We start from the raw sequence: 17,623 nt of genomic DNA, 5'->3' as shown, positions 1-17,623 counted from the left end.
CGCCTGAATGGACGATTTGGCGGCAATCCTGACCCTGATCGGCCTCGCTGTGCTGGCGGTGCCGGTGCTGCTGGTCGTGGCCCTGGTCTCGCTGTCGCGACTCAAAGGCCGGGTCGGGGCGCTGGAAAGCGAGTTGGCGCAGTGGCGCGCGTCGGCGGTTCCTTCGCACGGTGAGGCTGCCACCGCCGCCGAGCCGGAACCCGAATTCGAGCCTGAGCCGGCACCGCTATCCGACCCGCAACCCGAGTCGCCGGTCGAATCGCCGGCCGATGTCGAAACGGCTGCTCCCGGGCTGCCGCCGCCGTTGCCGCCGGAACCGGCACGGCCAGTTGCTGCGGCGGCGTCGAAGCCCAAGCCGATATTCGAAACTGCACCCGCCACGCCGGCGCGCCCCGATCCGTTCACCCTGGGTCTGCGCGCGGCCAAGCGCTGGCTCACCGTCGGCAACGTGCCGGTCAAGATCGGCATGCTGGTGTTGTTCGCCGGCGTGGCCGCGCTGCTGAAGTACGCCAGCGACCAGGGTTGGCTGCGGATGCCGATCGAACTGCGTCTGGCCGGCATCGCCGCCGCCGCGATGGCCGGACTGGTGTTCGGCTGGCGCAAGCGGCTGAGCAACCGCAGCTTTGCTTTGAGCCTGCAGGGCGGGATGATCGGCATCCTGCTGCTGGTCGCGTTCGCCGCGTTCCGCCGCTACGAACTGATCCCGGCCTCGGCAGCTTTTGCATTCAGCGTGGTGCTGATCGCCGGGGCCGGCATGCTGGCGGTATTGCAGAATAGCCGTGCGCTGGCAGTGTTCGCGCTGCTGGCCGGGTTCCTGGCGCCGATCTGGCTGTCCACCGGCAGCGGCAACCATGTCGCGCTGTTCTCGTACTACGCGGTGCTGAACGCGGCGATCCTGGTCATCGCCTGGTGGCGGCCGTGGCGGGTGCTGAACCTGCTGGGTTTCGTCTTCACCTTCGGCATCGGCACGCTGTGGGGCGTGCTGGACTACGCGCCGGACAAGTACGCCAGCACGCAGCCGTTCCTGCTGCTGTTCTTCGCTTTCTATCTGCTGATCCCGCTGCTGTACGCGCGGCGGCGACCGGCCAGCCGGCGCGATTTCATCGACGGCTGCCTGGTGTTCGGCACGCCGCTGGTGGCGTTCTCGCTGCAGGCCGCGTTGTTGCACGACCAGCCGCGGATGACGCTGGCATTGTGGGCACTGGGATTGGCTGCGCTGTACGCGGTGCTGGCCAGGATCTTCATTCATCGCGAACGCTACGCCGCGCTGGGTCAGTCGTATGCCTTGCTGGCGGTCGGCTTCGCCACGCTGGCGGTGCCGCTGGCGCTGTCGGCGCGCGCGACTGCTTCGGTGTTCGCGCTGGAAGGCGCGGCCCTGGTCTGGCTGGGGCTGCGCCAGCGGCGCTGGTTGCCGCAGCTGACCGGCGCCGGCCTGCAACTGGCCGCGGCGTTCGCGCTGTTGCTGTCGATGGCGGCCTGGAGCCGGGATACCGTCGCTTTCGCCAACCCGACCTTCATGGGTGCGCTGCTGCTGGCGGTGGCCGGCTTCGCCAGCGCCGCGGCCTGTCGCAACGCCGGCAAGCCGCAATACGCGGCGATCTACTACCTGTGGGCGCTGGCATGGTGGTGCTTCGCGCTGATGCGCGAGGTGTTCGAATTCATGCCGCGAGAGTGGAATGCCGAAGCCGATGCGCTGCTGGCCCTGGCGGCGCTGAGCGGCTGGCTGGCAGCCGAGGCGCATCGCCGGCGGCCGGCGCTGTTGCTGGCACTGACCACGCTGGCTGCCTTCGCGCTGGCGGCGCCATTGGCGCTGGCACAGACCGCTCAGCACGACCAGCCGTTCGCCGGTCATGGCGTATGGGCATGGCTGGCGTTCGCGCTGCTGGGCGTGCGCAGCCTGTTGTGCCTGCGTGCGGCGGGCGATCGTTTCGCCGCGTGGGCGCAGTTCGTGTGGTGGCTGGTATGGCCGTTGGCGGCATCGCTGCTGCTTGGCTGGCTGTCCGGTCATCTGCAGCTGGCCGAGGGCTGGTCGTTGCTGGGGCTGGCGCTGCCGTGGCTGCTGGTCGCGGCGCTGGCCCAGTTCCGCTGGCCGTGGCTGGCCGCGCCGCTGGGCAGCGGGTTCGATCCGCTGCGCCGCGGCTTGATGGTGGTGCTGTTCGTCGTGCTCGGTTTCTGGTGGATGGTGGCGGTGTTTTCTTCCGGCGACAGCGCGCCGTTGCCGTGGTTGCCGCTGCTCAACCCGATAGAGCTGGGCCAGCTGGCGGTACTGGCGCTGGCCGCGCACTGGCTGTGGTCGGCGCAGGCGCCGACCTGGCTGCGGCCATTGCGGGTATTCAAGATGGCCGCGGCCGGTTTCCTGCTGGTCACCTCGATCACCCTGCATGCCGTACACCATTGGGGCGGCCTGGGTTGGGATGCCGATCTGTTGTCGTCCGGCCTGGCGCAGACCAGCCTGACCGTGGTCTGGAGCGTTCTGGGCGTGATCGGCTGGGTGATCGGTTCGCGCCGCGGCAATCGCGGCTTGTGGCTGGCTGGCGCGCTGCTGATGGCGGTGGTACTGGTCAAGCTGGTTCTGGTCGATCGCGGCAACCTCGGCAACGTGCTGGGGATCGCCTCGTTCATCGCCTATGGCCTGCTGTGCACGCTGGTGGGCTATTTCGCCCCGGCGCCGCCGCGCAAGCCGAGTGAGGAAACGCAAGCATGAAGAAGATCCTGATGGCCGCCCTGCTGTGGGTGCCATGGCTGGCCGTGGCCGGCGTTCGCGACGATTACGCGCGGCAATGGCCGTTGCAGCTCGACGACACCGTAGCCGGCGCCTACCGCGTCGAACTGACGCCGGAGATCTACCGGCAGGCGCGTTCGCCGCGGCTCGACGACGTCACGGTGGCCAATGCGGCCGGGGTGGAAGTGCCTTCGGCGCTGTTCCCGGCGGGGCAGTCGCCATTGTTGCCGGCCTCGACCCGCGAGGTGCCGTGGTTCCCGCTGCCGGCCGCGGTGCCGGACAGCGGCGCCGACGTGGCCTCGATCAGCGAGATCGCTGCCGATGGCAGCCTGCGCCGGGTGCTGATGCAGCAGCCGGCCGGCGACGACGCGGCCGGCGAGGTCCTGGTCGACCTGAGCCGCGTGCAGGAGCCGGTGGCCGCCCTGCGCGTGGAGTGGGACCCGCAGCAGGCGCCGTTCGAGCGCCGTTTTCGCGTGGTCGCCTCGGACGACCTGAAGCACTGGAGCATCGCCCAGGACGAGGCACGCCTGCTCGACCTGGACAACAACGGCCAGCGTCTGCTGCAGCGGCGGATCGCGCTGTCCGAGCCGGTGCGTGCGCGTTACCTGCGGCTGGTACCGCTGGACGAAGCACGGCCGCCGTTGCGCCTGAGCGGGTTGCAGGCCGAACTGCAGGCGCGCGCCGAAGCGCCGGCCTGGCAGTGGCGCGAATTGAGCGGGCAGCGGGTCGAGGAAGACGGCGTGGTTGTGTACCGCTACGAGCTGGACGGTCGTTTCCCGATCGAACAGGCCGACGTGCTGCTGCCCGGCAACAACAGCCGCGAATGGACCCTGTCCGCGCGCGACGACACCGATGCCGCGTGGCAGAGCGTGGCCGGGCCGTGGCTGGCGTTCCAGCTGCAGGAGTCCGGCGGTGCCGACCGTTCGCCGCCGCAGAGCCTGCGCGGGCGGTTGCGGCATCGCTACTGGCAATTGCAGACGCGCACCCCGGTCAACGACGCGGTGCCGGTGCTACGGCTGGGCTATCGCCCGGAGACGCTGGTATTCGTCGCCGAGGGGCAGGTGCCGTTTGCCGTGTTCGCCGGCAGTGCGCGTACCGTACGCGGCGAGGCGGCGGTGGCTTCGTTGCTGCAGGCGTTGCGCACCCAGCGCGGACAGGCCTGGCAGCCGGTGGCCGCGGTGCCGGGGCAGGCGCAGGACGCCGCCGGCGAAGCCGCATTGCAGCCGCTGCCGCCGGCGCGCGACTGGAAATCCTGGCTGCTGTGGGCGCTGCTGCTGTGCGGCGCGGCGCTGGTCGCCGGTTTCGCCTTCAGCCTGCTGCGCAAGCCGAATGGCGAAAGCTGAGCGGCCACACAACTCTCTCTCCACATCGAATCACGCATCGAGTAGAACATGACAATTCTTCGCATGACCGATCTCGACCTTGCCGGCAAGCGCGTGCTGATCCGGCAGGACCTCAACGTGCCGATCGACAACGGCCGGATCACCTCCGAACAGCGCATCACCGCCTCGTTGCCGACGCTGAAGCTGGCGTTGGAGAAGGGCGCGGCGGTGATGGTCGTCTCGCACCTGGGGCGGCCGAAAGAAGGGCAATGGAGCGAAGCCGATTCGCTGGCGCCGGTGGCGCGCCGCCTGTCCGAACTGCTGGGCAAGCCGGTGCCGCTGGTGCGCGACTGGGTCGATGGCGTGCAGGTCGAGCCGGGTGCGGTCGTGCTGCTGGAGAACTGCCGGATGAACGTCGGCGAGAAAGCCGATGACGAAGCGCTGTCGAAGAAGTACGCGGCGCTGTGCGACGTGTTCGTCATGGATGCCTTCGGCACCGCGCACCGCGCGCAGGCCTCGACCCACGGCGTGATCCGCTTCGCCCCGGTCGCCGCCGGCGGGCCGCTGCTGATGGCCGAACTGGATGCGCTGGGCAAGGCGCTGGACAAGCCGGCGCGGCCGCTGCTGGCGATCGTCGCCGGTAGCAAGGTCTCGACCAAGCTGGAACTGCTGAGCAACCTGGTCGGAAAGGTCGACCAGCTGATCGTCGGCGGTGGCATCGCCAACACCTTCATCGCCGCGGCCGGGCATGCGGTCGGCAAGTCGCTGTGCGAACCGGATCTGCTGGAAACCGCAGGCAAGATCGTCGAGGCGGCAAAGGCGCGCGGCGCCGACATTCCGCTGCCGAGCGATGTGGTGACGGCCAAGCAGTTCATGCCGGACGCGCCGGCCAGCATCAAGGCAGTCGATGCGGTGGCCGAGGACGACCTGATCCTGGACATCGGCCCGGACACCGCCGCGCGCTACGCCGGGCTGATCGCCCGCGCCGGTACCGTGGTCTGGAATGGGCCGGTCGGGGTGTTCGAATTCGACGCTTTCGGCCACGGCACCGCGACCCTGGCGCAGGCGATCGCCGATTCGCCGGCGTTCTCCATCGCCGGCGGCGGCGACACCCTGGCCGCGGTGGACAAGTACGGGATCGCCGACAAGGTCGGCTACATCTCGACCGGCGGCGGCGCTTTCCTCGAATTCCTCGAGGGCAAGACCCTGCCGGCGGTGGCGGCGCTGGAGGCGCGCGGCGGCTGAGTCGCGGGCGCCATAATTGGTAATTAGTTGGTATTCAATGTCCCGGACCATCCCGGGACATTTTCGTTTCTGCGCTCCCCAGACGGCTGATATCACAGTGTTCTGTGGTAGTTTGGGCGCTCAGGGAGAGGGAAGATGACTGCATACCAACGGCATACCAAAATTCTGGCCACGCTCGGTCCGGCGACCGATGCGCCGGGCGTACTCGACGAACTGATCCGCGCCGGCGTCAACGTGGTGCGGCTGAACTTCTCCCACGGCGATCCGTCCGCCCAGGCCAAGCGCGCCGCCGCCGTGCGCGCGGCCGCGCAACGGGCCGGCGCCGAAGTCGGCATCCTCGCCGACCTGCCGGGGCCGAAGATCCGCATCGAACGTTTCGCCGAGGGCAAGGTGTCATTGAAGCTGGGCGAACGCTTCGACCTGGTCGCCAGCGCCGATGCGCCGGCGGGCGATGCGTCCCAGGTCGGCGTCAGCTACCTGGGCCTGCCTGGCGACGTCGCTGCCGGCGACGTGCTGCTGCTGGACGACGGCCTGATGCAGTTGCAGGTCGAGCAGGTCGATGGCGAGCGCATCGTCACCCGCGTGCTCAACGACGGCGTGCTGTCCGACCGCAAGGGCCTGAACAAGCAGGGCGGCGGCCTGTCGCTGGGCGCGCTGACCGACCGCGACCGCGAACTGATCGCCTACGTGGCGCAGAACATCGGCGTGGACTTCATCGCGGTATCGTTCTGCCGCAACGCCGAGGACATGCAGGAAGCGCGCAGGATCGCCCAGGAGAACGGCAGCGATGCGGCGCTGGTATCCAAGATCGAGCGCACCGAGGCGATCGAGAACCTGTCCGAGATCATCGAGGCCAGCGACGTGGTGATGGTGGCGCGCGGCGATCTGGGCGTGGAGATCGGCGATGCCGAGCTGCCCGGTCTGCAGAAGAAGATCATCCGCGAATCGCTGGCGCGCAACCGGGTGGTGATCACTGCCACCCAGATGCTGCAGTCGATGGTCGACAGCCCGATGCCGACCCGTGCCGAGGTGCTGGACGTGGCCAACGCGGTGATCGACGGCACCGACGCGGTGATGCTGTCGCAGGAAACCGCGGCCGGCAGCTATCCGGTCAAGGCGGTGCAGGCGATGGCGCGGATCTGCCTGGGCGCGGAAAAGCAGTTCCATGCCGATACCGACTTCGAAGCGGCGCCGCGCAACCTGCAGCGCGCCGACCAGGCGATCGCGATGGCGGCGATGTTCCTGTCCGAGCACATCGGCGTGCGCGCGATCGTGGCGATGACCGAATCCGGCGGCACCGCGCGCTATCTGTCGCGTTTCCGCAGCGGCTCGCCGATCTACGCCTTCTCGCGCCACGACGGCGCGCGCCGGCGGATGGCGCTGATGCGTGACGTGTTCCCGATCGCCTTCGACAGCCGCGGGCTGGCCCCGCGCGAGGCCGCGCGCGATTCGCTGCGGGTACTGTTCGACCGCGAACTGCTGGTCGGCGGCGACCGCGTCGTTTTCACCAGCGGCGACCACATGGAGCGCCACGGCGCGACCAACACCCTGCGCCTGCTGCAGATCGGCGAGGGCGGCAAGGCGGTCGGGCTGGGCGAGTTGTAAACCCGGCACAAGCCGCCGCCACGTTCGGCGCTTCGCGAAAATACGTGCGGACTCGGGTGCTTCCGTTCGCGGCTTGCGCCGCTGCTGCAAGGGCGAGTCCGGTCTATAATTGGTCTTTTCCAGCCGACTCCACAGGATCGACATGAGCATCGAACAGCTTGCCGAAACCGCCCAGGCCATGGTCGCCCCGGGCAAGGGCATCATCGCCATCGACGAATCGGCCGGCACCTGTGCCAAGCGTTTCGCCGGCGTCGGCATCGACAACACCGAAGAGAACCGCCGCCGCTACCGCGAACTGCTGCTGACCACGCCGAAATTGTCCGACTACATTTCCGGCGCGATCCTGTTCGACGAGACCATCCGCCAGTCGACCAGCGACGGCGTGCCGTTCGCCAAGTACATGAGCGAGCACGGCATGATCCCTGGGATCAAGGTCGACAAGGGCACCCATGCGCTGGCCGGTTTCCCCGGCGAGGTGGTCACCGAAGGCCTGGACGGCCTGCGCGCGCGGCTGGAGGAGTACTACACGCTGGGCGCGCGCTTCGCCAAGTGGCGTGCGGTCATCAACATCGGCGAGGACATCCCGTCCGGCACCTGCATCGAGGCCAACACCCACGCGCTGGCGCGCTATGCCGCGCTGTGCCAGGAGCAGGGCCTGGTGCCGATGGTCGAGCCGGAAGTGCTGATGGACGGCAACCACGACATCCAGACCTGCTACGAGGTCACCGAGGCCACCCTGCGTTCGCTGTTCGGCGCCCTGTACGAGCAGAACGTGCTGCTGGAAGGCACTATCCTGAAGGCCTCGATGGTCATCGCCGGCAAAGGCTGCGAGGAGCAGGCCGATGCCGATGAAGTGGCCGAGTCCACGGTGATGTGCCTGAAGAGCACGGTGCCGGCGATCCTGCCGGGGATCGTGTTCCTGTCCGGCGGCCAGACCGACGAGCAGTCCACCTCACACCTGAACCTGATGAACCAGCTCGGCAATCTGCCGTGGCCGCTGAGCTTCTCCTACGGCCGCGCCATGCAGCAGGCCGCGCTGAAGCTGTGGTCGGAAGACCTGGTCGGCAACTTCGCCAAGGCGCAGGCGGTAGTCTACGAGCGCGCCCGCGAGAACGGCCAGGCTGCGCTGGGGCAGTGGAAGGGCTGAGCGGGTTCCGTCAGGTCTTTTCGCGCGACGCCGGCCCTGTGCCGGCGTCGTCGTTTCAGCCTTCCGTCCTGGGTGCCGGCGCGGCGCGCCTGGCCGCGTTCTCGGCGATCCTGCGGTCGGCTGCGTCCAGGCCGAGATCGGCCAGCGTCTTCAGCACGGTGAAGGCGACCAGGGTGAACGTGCCGCCGGAGATCGCCCCGCCGGCAAGGATGATCAGGTGCATCGGCAGGATGCGGATGTAGGGCAGGAACATCAGCGAGCCCAGGTTGGGCCGGCCGCGCAGGTCGGCCGCGTGCTGGACCTGGTAGGTCTGTCGCTGCGCCAGCACGAAGGACAGCCCGCACAGCGCCAGCAGCGTCAGATCGCGCGGGGCGGCGACCGGATGCTGGATGCACAGAAAGACCAGATAGGCCAGGTGGAACAGGCCGTAGTGCAGGCTGAAGAATGTGGCGGTGGAGCGCTTGCCGCGCTCGTCTTCCGGCACCGGCCGGTCGTTGGAAGTGAAGCCTTCGGTGCTGAAGCGGTCCAGCGCCAGCATGCGTTTGCGCGCATACCAGCCGATCACCACGCTCTGGATCCAGTACGGCCAGACCAGCCAGGCCGGCTCCCAATGCAGGATCAGGGCCAGGACCAGGGTCAGCAGGTTGGACAGGATCAGGTTGCGGGCCTGCGGGCGCATGGCCACAGCATAGCGTCGGCTTGAGCGATGTCCCGATTCCGATTGGTCTTATATGGGTGCTGTAGACATTATTGCCTAAGCAGGTATATTATGCTGCCATGCAGCAAAACTCTGCCAACATCGGCTATCTGGTGACCGACCTCGGGCAGCTGTTCCGGCGCGTGTTCGACCGCCGTGCCGCGCATCTGGGCCTGACCCGCTCGCAGTGGCGTGCGCTCAAGCGCATTCACGACGAGGAAGGTCTGACCCAGACCGCACTGGCCGAACAGATCGACATGGAGCCGATCGCGGTCGGCCGCTTGGTCGATCGCCTGCAGAAGGCCGGTTTCGTCGAACGCCGCAGCGACGCCAACGACCGCCGTTGCTGGCGGCTGTACCTGTTGCCGCAGAGCAACCAGCTGATGGACGCGATCCTGGCGGTGGCTTCTTCGCTGCGCGAGGACAGCCTGACCGACATCGATCCCGGCGAACTGGACACCACGATGAAGGTGCTGAACCGGATCCGCGAAACCCTTATCCAACTCGACCGCGAAAGCCGCGGCGACTCCCCCGCAAAGCAGGCTTGACCCCCATGACCAGCAAGATCAACGAAGCCGCGGAAATCCCGGCGGCCGCCACCCCTCCCGCGCCGCGTCGCCGTTCGCGCGCGCTGCTATGGATTCTCGGTCCGTTGCTGGTGGTCGGCATCTTCGGTTGGCAGTGGTGGATGTCCAGCCGCCACGTCGGCACCGACAACGCCTACATCAAGGCCGATACCCTGCTGATCGCGCCGCAGGTCGGCGGTCGGGTGGTCGAAGTGGCGGTCGGCCAGAACCAGCCGGTCAAGCAGGGCGACCTGCTGTTCCGGATCGACCCGGAGCCGCTGCAGATCGCGGTGGAACAGAATGAGGCCTCGGTCGCCTACATGGCCAACAGCGCCAACGCCAGCCGCGCCAAGGTCAGCGGCGCCGGCAGTTCGGTGCAGTCGGCGCGGGAAACGCTGAGCTGGGCGCTGCGCGACCTGTCGCGCCTGGAAGGGCTGGCGGCCAGGGAACTGGTCGCGCGCAAGGACCTGGACGATGCGCGTCACGCCGTGGCCGAAGCGCGGACCGACCTGGCCGACGCCATCGCCTCCGAGTCGCAGGCCACCGCCGACCTCAGCGGCAACGTCGGCACGCCGCTGGAAAAGCTGCCGGCCTACCGCATCGCGCAGGCGATGCTGGACAAGGCGCGGCTGGATCTGTCGCACGCCGAAGTGCGCGCGCCGGTGGACGGCATCGTCGGCCTGCACGATCTGCAGGTAGGCGAGTACGTCAACGTCGGCCAGGCGGCGATGCCGATGGTGGCCATCGCGCCGATCTGGGTGGAAGCCAACTTCAAGGAAACCGAACTGACGAAGATGCAGGTCGGCCAGCCGGCCACGATCGAGGTCGATACCTACCCGGGCGTGAAGTGGAAGGCGCACGTGGCTTCGATCGCGCCGGCGTCCGGTTCCGAATTCAGCGTGCTGCCGGCGCAGAATGCCACCGGCAACTGGGTCAAGATCGTGCAGCGGATTCCGGTACGGCTGGAGATCGACGACACCTCGACCGACAAGCCGGTGCTGCGCGCCGGCATGAGTGCGGAGGTCGATGTCGATCTGCGCGACGGCACCAAGGCGGCGGCGACCGCCGCGCGTTGATGCGGACTGTCCCGCCCACGGGGAACGGACCGGCATGATCGGATCGTTGCGACAGGCGCGCGCAAACGCCAGGGCCGGCGAAGGCAGTCGCGCCCTGCTGGTGGTGTCGGTGATGCTGGCCACGCTGATGCAGGCGCTGGACACCACCATCGCCAACGTCGCCTTGCCGGATATGCAGGGCTCGTTGGCGGCCAGTCGGGACCAGATTTCCTGGGTGCTCACCAGCTACATCGTGGCCGCGGCGATCCTGACCCCGGTGACCGGCTGGCTGTCCGGCTGGCTTGGACGGCGACGGCTGCTGATCATCGCCGTCAGCGGTTTCACCGTCGCCTCGCTGCTGTGCGGCATTGCCGGCAGCATCGGCGAGATGGTGCTGTTCCGCATCCTGCAGGGCGTGTTCGGCGCTTCGCTGGTGCCGATCTCGCAATCGTTGCTGCTGGATGCCTTCCCGAAGGAGAAGCACGGCGCGGCGATGGCGCTGTGGGGCATGGGCATCCTGGTCGGGCCGATCCTCGGTCCGCCGCTGGGCGGTTACCTGACCGAGTACTACAGCTGGCACTGGGTGTTCCTGATCAACCTGCCGGTCGGCTTGCTGGCGCTGCTCGGGATCATGGTCAGCGTCGGTCACGATCAGCCACACCGGCGACCGTTGGACGGCGTCGGTCTGGCCCTGCTGGCGCTGGGAATCGGCGGCCTGCAACTGTTCCTCGACCGCGGCCAGGGCGAGGACTGGTTCGGCAGCATGGAGATCCGGATCGAAGCCGCGCTGGCCTGTCTCGGCCTGTACATGTATGTGCTGTGGTGGCTGCGCAGGCGCGAACAGGCGCTGCTCGATCTCGACCTGCTGCGCAACCGCAACTTCGCCATCAGCTGCGTGCTGATCTTCGTGGTCGGCATCGTGCTGTTCGCCACCCTGGCGCTGCTGCCGCCGTACCTGAGTTCGCTGATGAATTATCCGGTGCTGACCATCGGTCTGGTGCTGGCCCCGCGCGGCATGGGCACCATGGTCAGCATGATGGTGGTCGGCCGCCTGCTGGGACGGGTCGATGCGCGCGGGCCGATCCTGGTCGGCATGGCGATGATGGTGTACTCGCTGTACGGCATGAGCCGGTTCGGCGTCGAGGCGCCGATGCACGACGTGGTCTGGCTGGGTGTGGTGCAGGGGCTGGGGCTGGGGCTGGTGTTTGTGCCGATCTCGACCGTGGCCTATGCCACGCTGGAGCCTTGGCAGAGAACCGAGGCGGCCAGCCTGTTCAGCCTGGTCCGCAACATCGGTTCCTCGGTCGGCATCTCGGTGGTGATGACCCTGCTGTCGCGCGCGCTGCAGGTCAACCACGCCGAGATTGGTGCGCGCATTCCCGCCTTCGGCGCCAAAACCGGCCTGCTGCCGGCGCTGGCCGACCCGGCCACCGCCAGCGGCCGCGCGCTGCTGGAGGGCGAAGTGCTGCGGCAATCGCTGGCCATCGGCTACATCAACGACTTCTACCTGATGATGTGGCTGACCCTGCTGTCGATGCCGCTGGTGCTGCTGATGCAAAGCGGAGTGAACCGCGCGCATGCCGCCGGCGACGCGGCGGCCGCGCATTGATTCCGGATGCCCCGATGCCTCAGTCCAGCGACGCCAGCCAGTCGTCGTCCGAGCCTTCGTTGACGCCTTCGAACAGCGGGGTGGAGAAATAGCGCTCGCCGGTGTCGGGCAGCATCGCCAGGATCACCGCGCCGTCGGCCGCCGATTCAGCGACCTGCAGGGCGGCACTGACGGTGGCACCGGCCGAGATGCCGACGAAGATGCCTTCCTCGGCCGCCAACCGCCGCGAGACGGCGACCGCGTCGGCATCGGCGATCGACAGGATCTGGTCGGCGACCTCGCGGTTCAGCACGTCGGGCACGAAGTCGGGAGTCCAGCCCTGGATCTTGTGCGGCGTCCATTCCTTGCCCTGCAGCAGCGGCGCGTTGGCCGGTTCGGCGGCGGTGATCTTCACTTCGGGGCGCGCCAGCTTCAGCACTTCGCCGACCCCGGTCAGGGTGCCGCCGGTGCCCCAGCCGCTGACGAAATGGTCCAGCCGCAGGCCGGCGAAATCGCGCAGGATTTCCGCCGCCGTGGTCTGCCGGTGATAGGCCGGGTTGGCCGGGTTGGCGAACTGGCTGGCCAGGAACCAGCCATGCGTGTCGGCCAGTTCCTTGGCCTTGCGCACCATGCCGGTGCCGCGTTCGGCGGCCGGGGTCAGGATGACCTTGGCGCCATAGGCGCGCATCAGTTTGCGTCGCTCGACCGAGAAGGTTTCGGTCATCGTCGCCACGAACTTGTAGCCACGCGCGGCACAGACCATCGCCAGCGCCACGCCGGTATTGCCGGAGGTCGCTTCGACCACGGTGTCACCGGGTTTCAGCACGCCGCGTGCCTCGGCGTCCAGAATGATCGCCAGCGCCAGCCGGTCCTTGACCGAGCCGCCCGGATTGAAGGACTCGACCTTGGCGTACAAGGTCTTGCCCGGTGGCGAGATGCGGTTGAGGCGAACCACCGGGGTGCGGCCGATGGTGTCGAGGATGCTGTCGTGGATGGCCATGTCCGGCTCCGGGCGAGGGAATGTGCAACGGCCGAAATCGGCAGATGCTGAAATCGTGGCGACGATAACCCCCGGTTATATGGGATGAGAAATGACCAGCGGCTTTCGACTTATTTCCGTTGGTTATAAGCTGGAGGGCCCGATCAGTTGTGGGTTCCTCTACAGTCGCCGCCGGAGTTGTGCCCCGATTTCCTGTCCGTTACCCGGAACCCTGCTCCCCCATGACCCTGACCCAGCTGCGCTACCTGATCGCCATTGCCGACGCCGAGCTCAACATCACGCAGGCGGCGTCGCATGTGCACGCCACCCAGCCGGGCTTGTCCAAGCAGCTCAAGCAGTTGGAAGACGAGCTGGGGTTCCTGTTGTTCGTGCGCAAGGGCCGCAGCCTGGAATCGGTGACCCCGGCCGGCGAGGAAGTCATCGCCCGCGCCCGCGCGGTGCTGGCTGAAGCCAACAACATCCGCACCTACGCCGCCAATCAGCGCCGCGAAAGCCAGGGTCAGCTGGTGGTGGTCACCACCCACACCCAGGCCCGGTTCGTGCTGCCGCCGGCCATCGCCCGCATCAAGCAGGCTTATCCGCAGGTCAGCGTGCATTTGCAACAGGCCGCCGAAAGCACCGCGTTGGACCTGCTGGGCGCCGGCGATGCCGACATGGCCGTGGTCAGCACCGCAGGCGACGTGCCGCAGGCCGGAGTGGCGGTGCCGCTGTACCGCTGGCGGCGGCTGGCGCTGGTGCCGCGCGGCCATCCGCTGGACAGCGCCGAGGCGCCGGACATGGCGGCACTGGCCGCGCAACCGCTGATCAGCTACGAGTCCTCGACCCGCCCGGAATCGTCGCTGCAGCGCGCCTTCGCCAGTTTAGGGCTGGAACCGAGTATCGCCCTGACCGCGCTGGACGCGGACCTGATCAAGACCTACGTGCGTGCCGGCCTGGGCGTGGGCCTGCTGGCGGAAATGGCGATCAGCGCCACCGACGCCGACCTGCGCGCATGGCCGGCGCCGAAGCAGATCAACGAATGCGTCGCCTGGGCCGTGCTGCCGCGCGAACGCGTGCTGCGCGACTACGCTTTGGACTTGGTGCAGGCACTGGCCCCGCAGATCGACAAACGCGACCTGCGCCGGGTGATGGAAGGCAACCAGGAAGCCAAATGGCCTGCACCCCCGAGTTGGGAATCGTTGAGCCAGACGATCACGATTTGAGGTGGGTTGCGGATAGCTGCGGGTGATTCCCGGCTTCGGCAATGTTAAGGGAAGCACATGATCCGGCAAGACGCTGGATTTGCCGCCTGTCGTGGATTGAGGATACTCCAATTAGTGCTGCAATTTAGCGGTCTAATCAGGTGTTAGGCTGCACAAGCATGCAGCTTCCTCAACCATCGAGTGAGATATGTCTATTGATCAGATTCCAGGGATTCAGTTCATTCCCACCAACCACAGGTGCTACGAATTTGCGCTGGACTTCGCCGTGGCGTCTTGCGCGATCGGGCGTTACATTGGCGCTTATCACGGCCGTTCTGTCGCAACGTTTGCACCGCATACGGAAAATGGGGCGCCGCAGTACCCGACCGCCGCATTTGCCGGACTAGCGAGCGGAAAAAATCTGGAGCTAGTTCCACACGATATTCTGACTAACGTTTTCAACCGCGATATGCGGACCGGGCAAATCCCCTATCTTGTCAAGCCAACTTTCGATCAGATTACTGGCGACTCGACAGTCGCTGTAGCGCAAGTTCTTGAAGGTCTTGCCCAGTCGATGTTCACTCGATATTGGGAGACAAACCTAGATTTGATTGAATCGACACACGGCAAGAGAAAATGCAATCAATGGCCTGCCGTACTTCAGTTCGCAGCCGTCATTCGAGATGCAATGAGCCATGGCGGATCCATACACATGTTCCCGTCGATTCTTCCTGTTTCTCATTTCGGCCTCAACTACAGTCAAGCCGACAACGGACGTAAGGTCATTCACAACGACATGTCTTGCGGTGACATTTTCTTCCTGATGCTTGATGCTGACGCTGCATTCTGATGCTTCATAAGAGGCGTGCAGCCTAACAATTCGTTCAAGCCGGGCCCGCTTCGCGGCCACGGTAGAGCGTCGTAACATGGTCACTCTGCCGTGGCCGCAAAGCGGCCCGGCTTAACTCAGGCGTTAGGTACTTGTAGACAATGAGCCGCGAACTACCGGACCACGTTGCTCGCTTCCTCCGGGCTCTAAGCAAACCCGCTGCCAAGCTTAGGCAAAAGGAAGATAGGAATCGGCACGCGCATGAGCGGAGCATCAAGCTGATCAAGACGCCATGGGGGTACGACCAAGGCGTTGTTGATGAGTCGCGCGAAGTCACCTTTCTGCGGGACTTGTTCAACATCTTTTACGAGTGCATGCAGTCTTGCGAAACGCTCGATGTAGTAGATGTGTTGGTCCGTCAGACCTTGCACACCACACCGTCAGAGCATGCCTCGACCGTGATCACGTTCTGGAACGAGGCTTACCTCAATGAGGTCTACATCTTTCAGCAACGCATCCTCGATCTTCTTAAGTACGTCGAGCGAAAGTATAAGAAGGACAAGGATTTCTCGGAGCCAGTCGTTGAGGTGTGCGAGTCCCTTAGAAAGCTGGTATTTGAGCAGCTTGGTGATCTAATAGAAACACGCGGTTCCCACGTACACCAAAGGCGCCATCGCCATGCAGATCCTGAATTGGCTCGCTTGGCAATTCTCAATACGTACATCGATGCCATGGGGAACAAGGACTTCGTCGGCGAACGAGAAAAGGCCATAGACGAGGCGCGTGTATGGCTCTTTAAACAGCTGGAATACTATGGCGATAAGTGCTGGGAAGTCTTTGATGGCGTCTGCATGGTGTTGGCTGAAGGGATAATTACCGAAAACGACTGGGTAATAGTCCCGATCCCCTTTAAGGACGATCCCAGCCCGTTTGTCGGTGCTTCCGAGCCAAGCACCTAACAATTCATCCAAGCCGAGCCCGCTTCGCGGTCTCGACAACCCGCGCAAGGCGGGCTTGAGCCCGCCCCACGGTTGAGGGTTGTAATGTTTGCGTAGGGTGGGCCTTGGCCCACCTTGGGTCACGCCGTTATGGGTATGCCCGCTCGGCAAGCAGGGAGAAGGTGCGCCGGTGACCCTCAGGCACGGGCACCCGAGGCCTGTGTGCTTGCGGCTCCGATTCCCAACGCACGATGCAAACCCAGGGCCAGCGCCATGCCGACCAGTTCGGCCAGCACGAAGCCGGGGACATCGGCCGGGGCGATGCCGGCGAAGCTGTCGCTGAACATGCGCCCGAACGCGGCGGCCGGGTTGGCGAACGCGGTCGAGGACGTGAACCAGTAACCCGCGCCGATCCAGCAGGCGACCAGCGCCGCAACCCGCGACGATGGTGCCCGCAGCACGATCAGCAGCAGGCCGGCGGTCGCCACGATCTCGGCCAGCCACTGCCCGCCGCCATGCCGTGCGTGCTGCGACCATTGCAGCACCGGCAAGTCGAACATCGCATGCACCAGCCAGGCGCCGCATGCCGCGCCGGCCAGTTGCGCCAGCAGATACGGCGCAAAGGCGTTCCACGGCAATTCGCCGCGCAGCGCCATCGCCAGGCTGACGGCGGGATTCATGTGCGCGCCGCTGACCGGGCCGAACAGTTCGATCAGCACGTACAGCGCGGCCATCGTGGCCGCGGTGTTGGCCAGCAGCGCGATTGCCAGGTTGCCGCCGGCCAGGCGTTCGGCCATGACCCCGGAACCGATCACCACCGCCAGCAGCAGCAAGCTGGCGCAGAATTCGGCCAGCAGTTTGCGGGTCACGTCGTCTTGCCGATCGCGTGCAGTTGCGCCTGCGCTTCCAGGCGCTCGAGTTTTTCGTCCGGCAGCGAGACCAGCAGTTCCACCCGCCGGCGCAGCAGTGAAAAGGCGTTCATGTAGGCGTGGCGGCGCCTGTCGTCGTCGCCTTGCACGGCCGCCGGGTCGGGCGCGCCCCAGTGCGCGAGCATCGGTTGCCCGGGCCAGTACGGGCAGGTTTCGCCGGCGGCGTTGTCGCAGACGGTAATGACGAAATCCATCACCGGCGCCTGCGCGTCCGCGAACTCGTCCCAGCTCTTGCTGCGCAAGGCGTCGGTCGGGTAGCCGAGCGCGGCGGCCAGTTCCGCGGCCATCGGCTGCACCTGTCCGCTCGGGTGGCTGCCGGCGCTCCAGGCACGGAAGCGGCCCTTGCCGAGCACGTTGAGCAGGGCTTCGGCCATGATGCTGCGCGCCGAGTTGCCGGTGCACAGGAACAGCACGTGGTAGACGCGGTCGGTCATGCGGAGATTTCTCGGGTAGAGGCGGAGCAGGCCGCCGGCGCGCAGGGTTCGCCGCCGCAGCAGTTTTCGGTCAGGTAGCCGAGCAGCGCATTCATTTGCGCGAAATCGGTGCGCAGGCGGATGACCCGGCCTTCGCGTTCGTCCTGGATCAGGCCGGCGGCGCGCAGCACGTTCAGGTGCGCGGTCAGGGTGGCCGGCGGCAGACCCAGCGCATCGCGCAATTCGCCCACGGCCAAGCCCGCCGGCCCAGCCTGGACGAGGGTGCGATAGGCCGCCAGGCGGCTGTCGTGGGCCAGAGCCTTGAGCGCGGTGACGGTGGTAGCGGCATCCATAATTCTATATTTCCAGAAATATAGAATTATATC

At 66.5% G+C, this 17,623-nt stretch carries 16 protein-coding genes; 11 read left to right on the top strand and 5 right to left on the bottom strand.

Annotated features, from left to right (window positions below; all coding sequences use genetic code 11):
- Positions 1-16: 16 nt before the first annotated feature.
- The 5 genes from CSC70_RS05600 (at position 17) to CSC70_RS05580 (ending at position 8,041) form a co-directional block, all read left to right on the top strand.
- Complete coding sequence (locus CSC70_RS05600; RefSeq protein ID WP_162455841.1) at positions 17-2,704, top strand: DUF2339 domain-containing protein; 2,688 nt, start codon at positions 17-19, stop codon at positions 2,702-2,704.
- Positions 2,701-4,065 carry a DUF3999 domain-containing protein gene (locus CSC70_RS05595; RefSeq protein WP_162455669.1) on the top strand — a complete coding sequence of 455 codons (1,365 nt, stop codon included), beginning with the start codon at positions 2,701-2,703 and terminating at the stop codon, positions 4,063-4,065. The genes CSC70_RS05600 and CSC70_RS05595 overlap by 4 nt, the downstream gene beginning before the upstream one ends.
- A 48-nt stretch (positions 4,066-4,113) precedes the next feature.
- Entirely contained in the window at positions 4,114-5,289 is a 1,176-nt protein-coding gene (locus tag CSC70_RS05590; protein WP_162455668.1) for a phosphoglycerate kinase, read from the top strand.
- Between the two features lie 135 nt (positions 5,290-5,424).
- Entirely contained in the window at positions 5,425-6,894 is a 1,470-nt protein-coding gene (gene pyk, locus CSC70_RS05585) for a pyruvate kinase (protein WP_162455667.1), read from the top strand.
- Positions 6,895-7,036: 142 nt separating this feature from the next.
- Positions 7,037-8,041, top strand: coding sequence for a class I fructose-bisphosphate aldolase (locus CSC70_RS05580; protein ID WP_162455666.1), 1,005 nt, complete (start codon positions 7,037-7,039; stop codon positions 8,039-8,041).
- Between the two features lie 55 nt (positions 8,042-8,096).
- Here the strand turns inward: CSC70_RS05580 and CSC70_RS05575 are convergent, their stop codons facing one another.
- On the bottom strand, positions 8,097-8,720 hold the full coding sequence (locus CSC70_RS05575) for a DUF6498-containing protein (RefSeq protein ID WP_162455665.1): 624 nt from the start codon (positions 8,718-8,720) through the stop codon (positions 8,097-8,099).
- Positions 8,721-8,818: 98 nt separating this feature from the next.
- On the opposite strand from CSC70_RS05575, the gene CSC70_RS05570 reads away from it, so the two are divergent.
- From CSC70_RS05570 to CSC70_RS05560, 3 genes are read left to right on the top strand one after another with little or no spacing between them, the layout of a single operon-like run.
- Positions 8,819-9,286 carry a MarR family winged helix-turn-helix transcriptional regulator gene (locus tag CSC70_RS05570; protein ID WP_162455664.1) on the top strand — a complete coding sequence of 156 codons (468 nt, stop codon included), beginning with the start codon at positions 8,819-8,821 and terminating at the stop codon, positions 9,284-9,286.
- A gap of 5 nt (positions 9,287-9,291) precedes the next feature.
- Entirely contained in the window at positions 9,292-10,380 is a 1,089-nt protein-coding gene (locus CSC70_RS05565) for an HlyD family secretion protein (protein WP_162455663.1), read from the top strand.
- Positions 10,381-10,414: 34 nt separating this feature from the next.
- Entirely contained in the window at positions 10,415-11,968 is a 1,554-nt protein-coding gene (locus tag CSC70_RS05560; RefSeq protein ID WP_162455662.1) for an MDR family MFS transporter, read from the top strand.
- Positions 11,969-11,987: 19 nt separating this feature from the next.
- On the opposite strand, the gene cysK is transcribed toward CSC70_RS05560, so the two are convergent.
- A complete protein-coding gene (cysK, locus tag CSC70_RS05555) occupies positions 11,988-12,947 on the bottom strand; it encodes a cysteine synthase A (RefSeq protein WP_162455661.1) in 960 nt (319 codons plus the stop codon).
- Between the two features lie 221 nt (positions 12,948-13,168).
- Between cysK and CSC70_RS05550 the strand changes: the two genes are divergently transcribed.
- The 3 genes from CSC70_RS05550 to CSC70_RS05540 all read left to right on the top strand — a co-directional run bounded on the left by CSC70_RS05550 (position 13,169) and on the right by CSC70_RS05540 (position 15,916).
- On the top strand, positions 13,169-14,149 hold the full coding sequence (locus CSC70_RS05550) for a LysR family transcriptional regulator (RefSeq protein WP_162455660.1): 981 nt from the start codon (positions 13,169-13,171) through the stop codon (positions 14,147-14,149).
- Between the two features lie 187 nt (positions 14,150-14,336).
- Positions 14,337-14,978 carry a hypothetical protein gene (locus CSC70_RS05545; protein WP_162455659.1) on the top strand — a complete coding sequence of 214 codons (642 nt, stop codon included), beginning with the start codon at positions 14,337-14,339 and terminating at the stop codon, positions 14,976-14,978.
- 140 nt (positions 14,979-15,118) lie between these two features.
- Entirely contained in the window at positions 15,119-15,916 is a 798-nt protein-coding gene (locus tag CSC70_RS05540) for a hypothetical protein (RefSeq protein ID WP_162455658.1), read from the top strand.
- A 176-nt stretch (positions 15,917-16,092) separates the two neighbouring features.
- On the opposite strand, the gene CSC70_RS05535 is transcribed toward CSC70_RS05540, so the two are convergent.
- Genes CSC70_RS05535 through CSC70_RS05525 form a run of 3 tightly spaced genes read right to left on the bottom strand, consistent with a single transcriptional unit; the run spans position 16,093 to position 17,590 of the window.
- A complete protein-coding gene (locus CSC70_RS05535) occupies positions 16,093-16,764 on the bottom strand; it encodes an aquaporin (RefSeq protein WP_162455657.1) in 672 nt (223 codons plus the stop codon).
- Positions 16,761-17,258, bottom strand: coding sequence for an arsenate reductase ArsC (locus CSC70_RS05530; protein WP_162455656.1), 498 nt, complete (start codon positions 17,256-17,258; stop codon positions 16,761-16,763). The genes CSC70_RS05535 and CSC70_RS05530 overlap by 4 nt, the downstream gene beginning before the upstream one ends.
- Positions 17,255-17,590 carry an ArsR/SmtB family transcription factor gene (locus tag CSC70_RS05525; RefSeq protein ID WP_162455655.1) on the bottom strand — a complete coding sequence of 112 codons (336 nt, stop codon included), beginning with the start codon at positions 17,588-17,590 and terminating at the stop codon, positions 17,255-17,257. The genes CSC70_RS05530 and CSC70_RS05525 overlap by 4 nt, the downstream gene beginning before the upstream one ends.
- Positions 17,591-17,623: the final 33 nt, after the last annotated feature.

It is taken from the genome of Pseudoxanthomonas kalamensis DSM 18571, from assembly GCF_010211745.1.
Lineage (GTDB): Bacteria > Pseudomonadota > Gammaproteobacteria > Xanthomonadales > Xanthomonadaceae > Pseudoxanthomonas_A > Pseudoxanthomonas_A kalamensis.
Note: the sequence above shows the minus strand (reverse complement) of the source record. Positions and strands in the feature narration are given on the sequence as shown.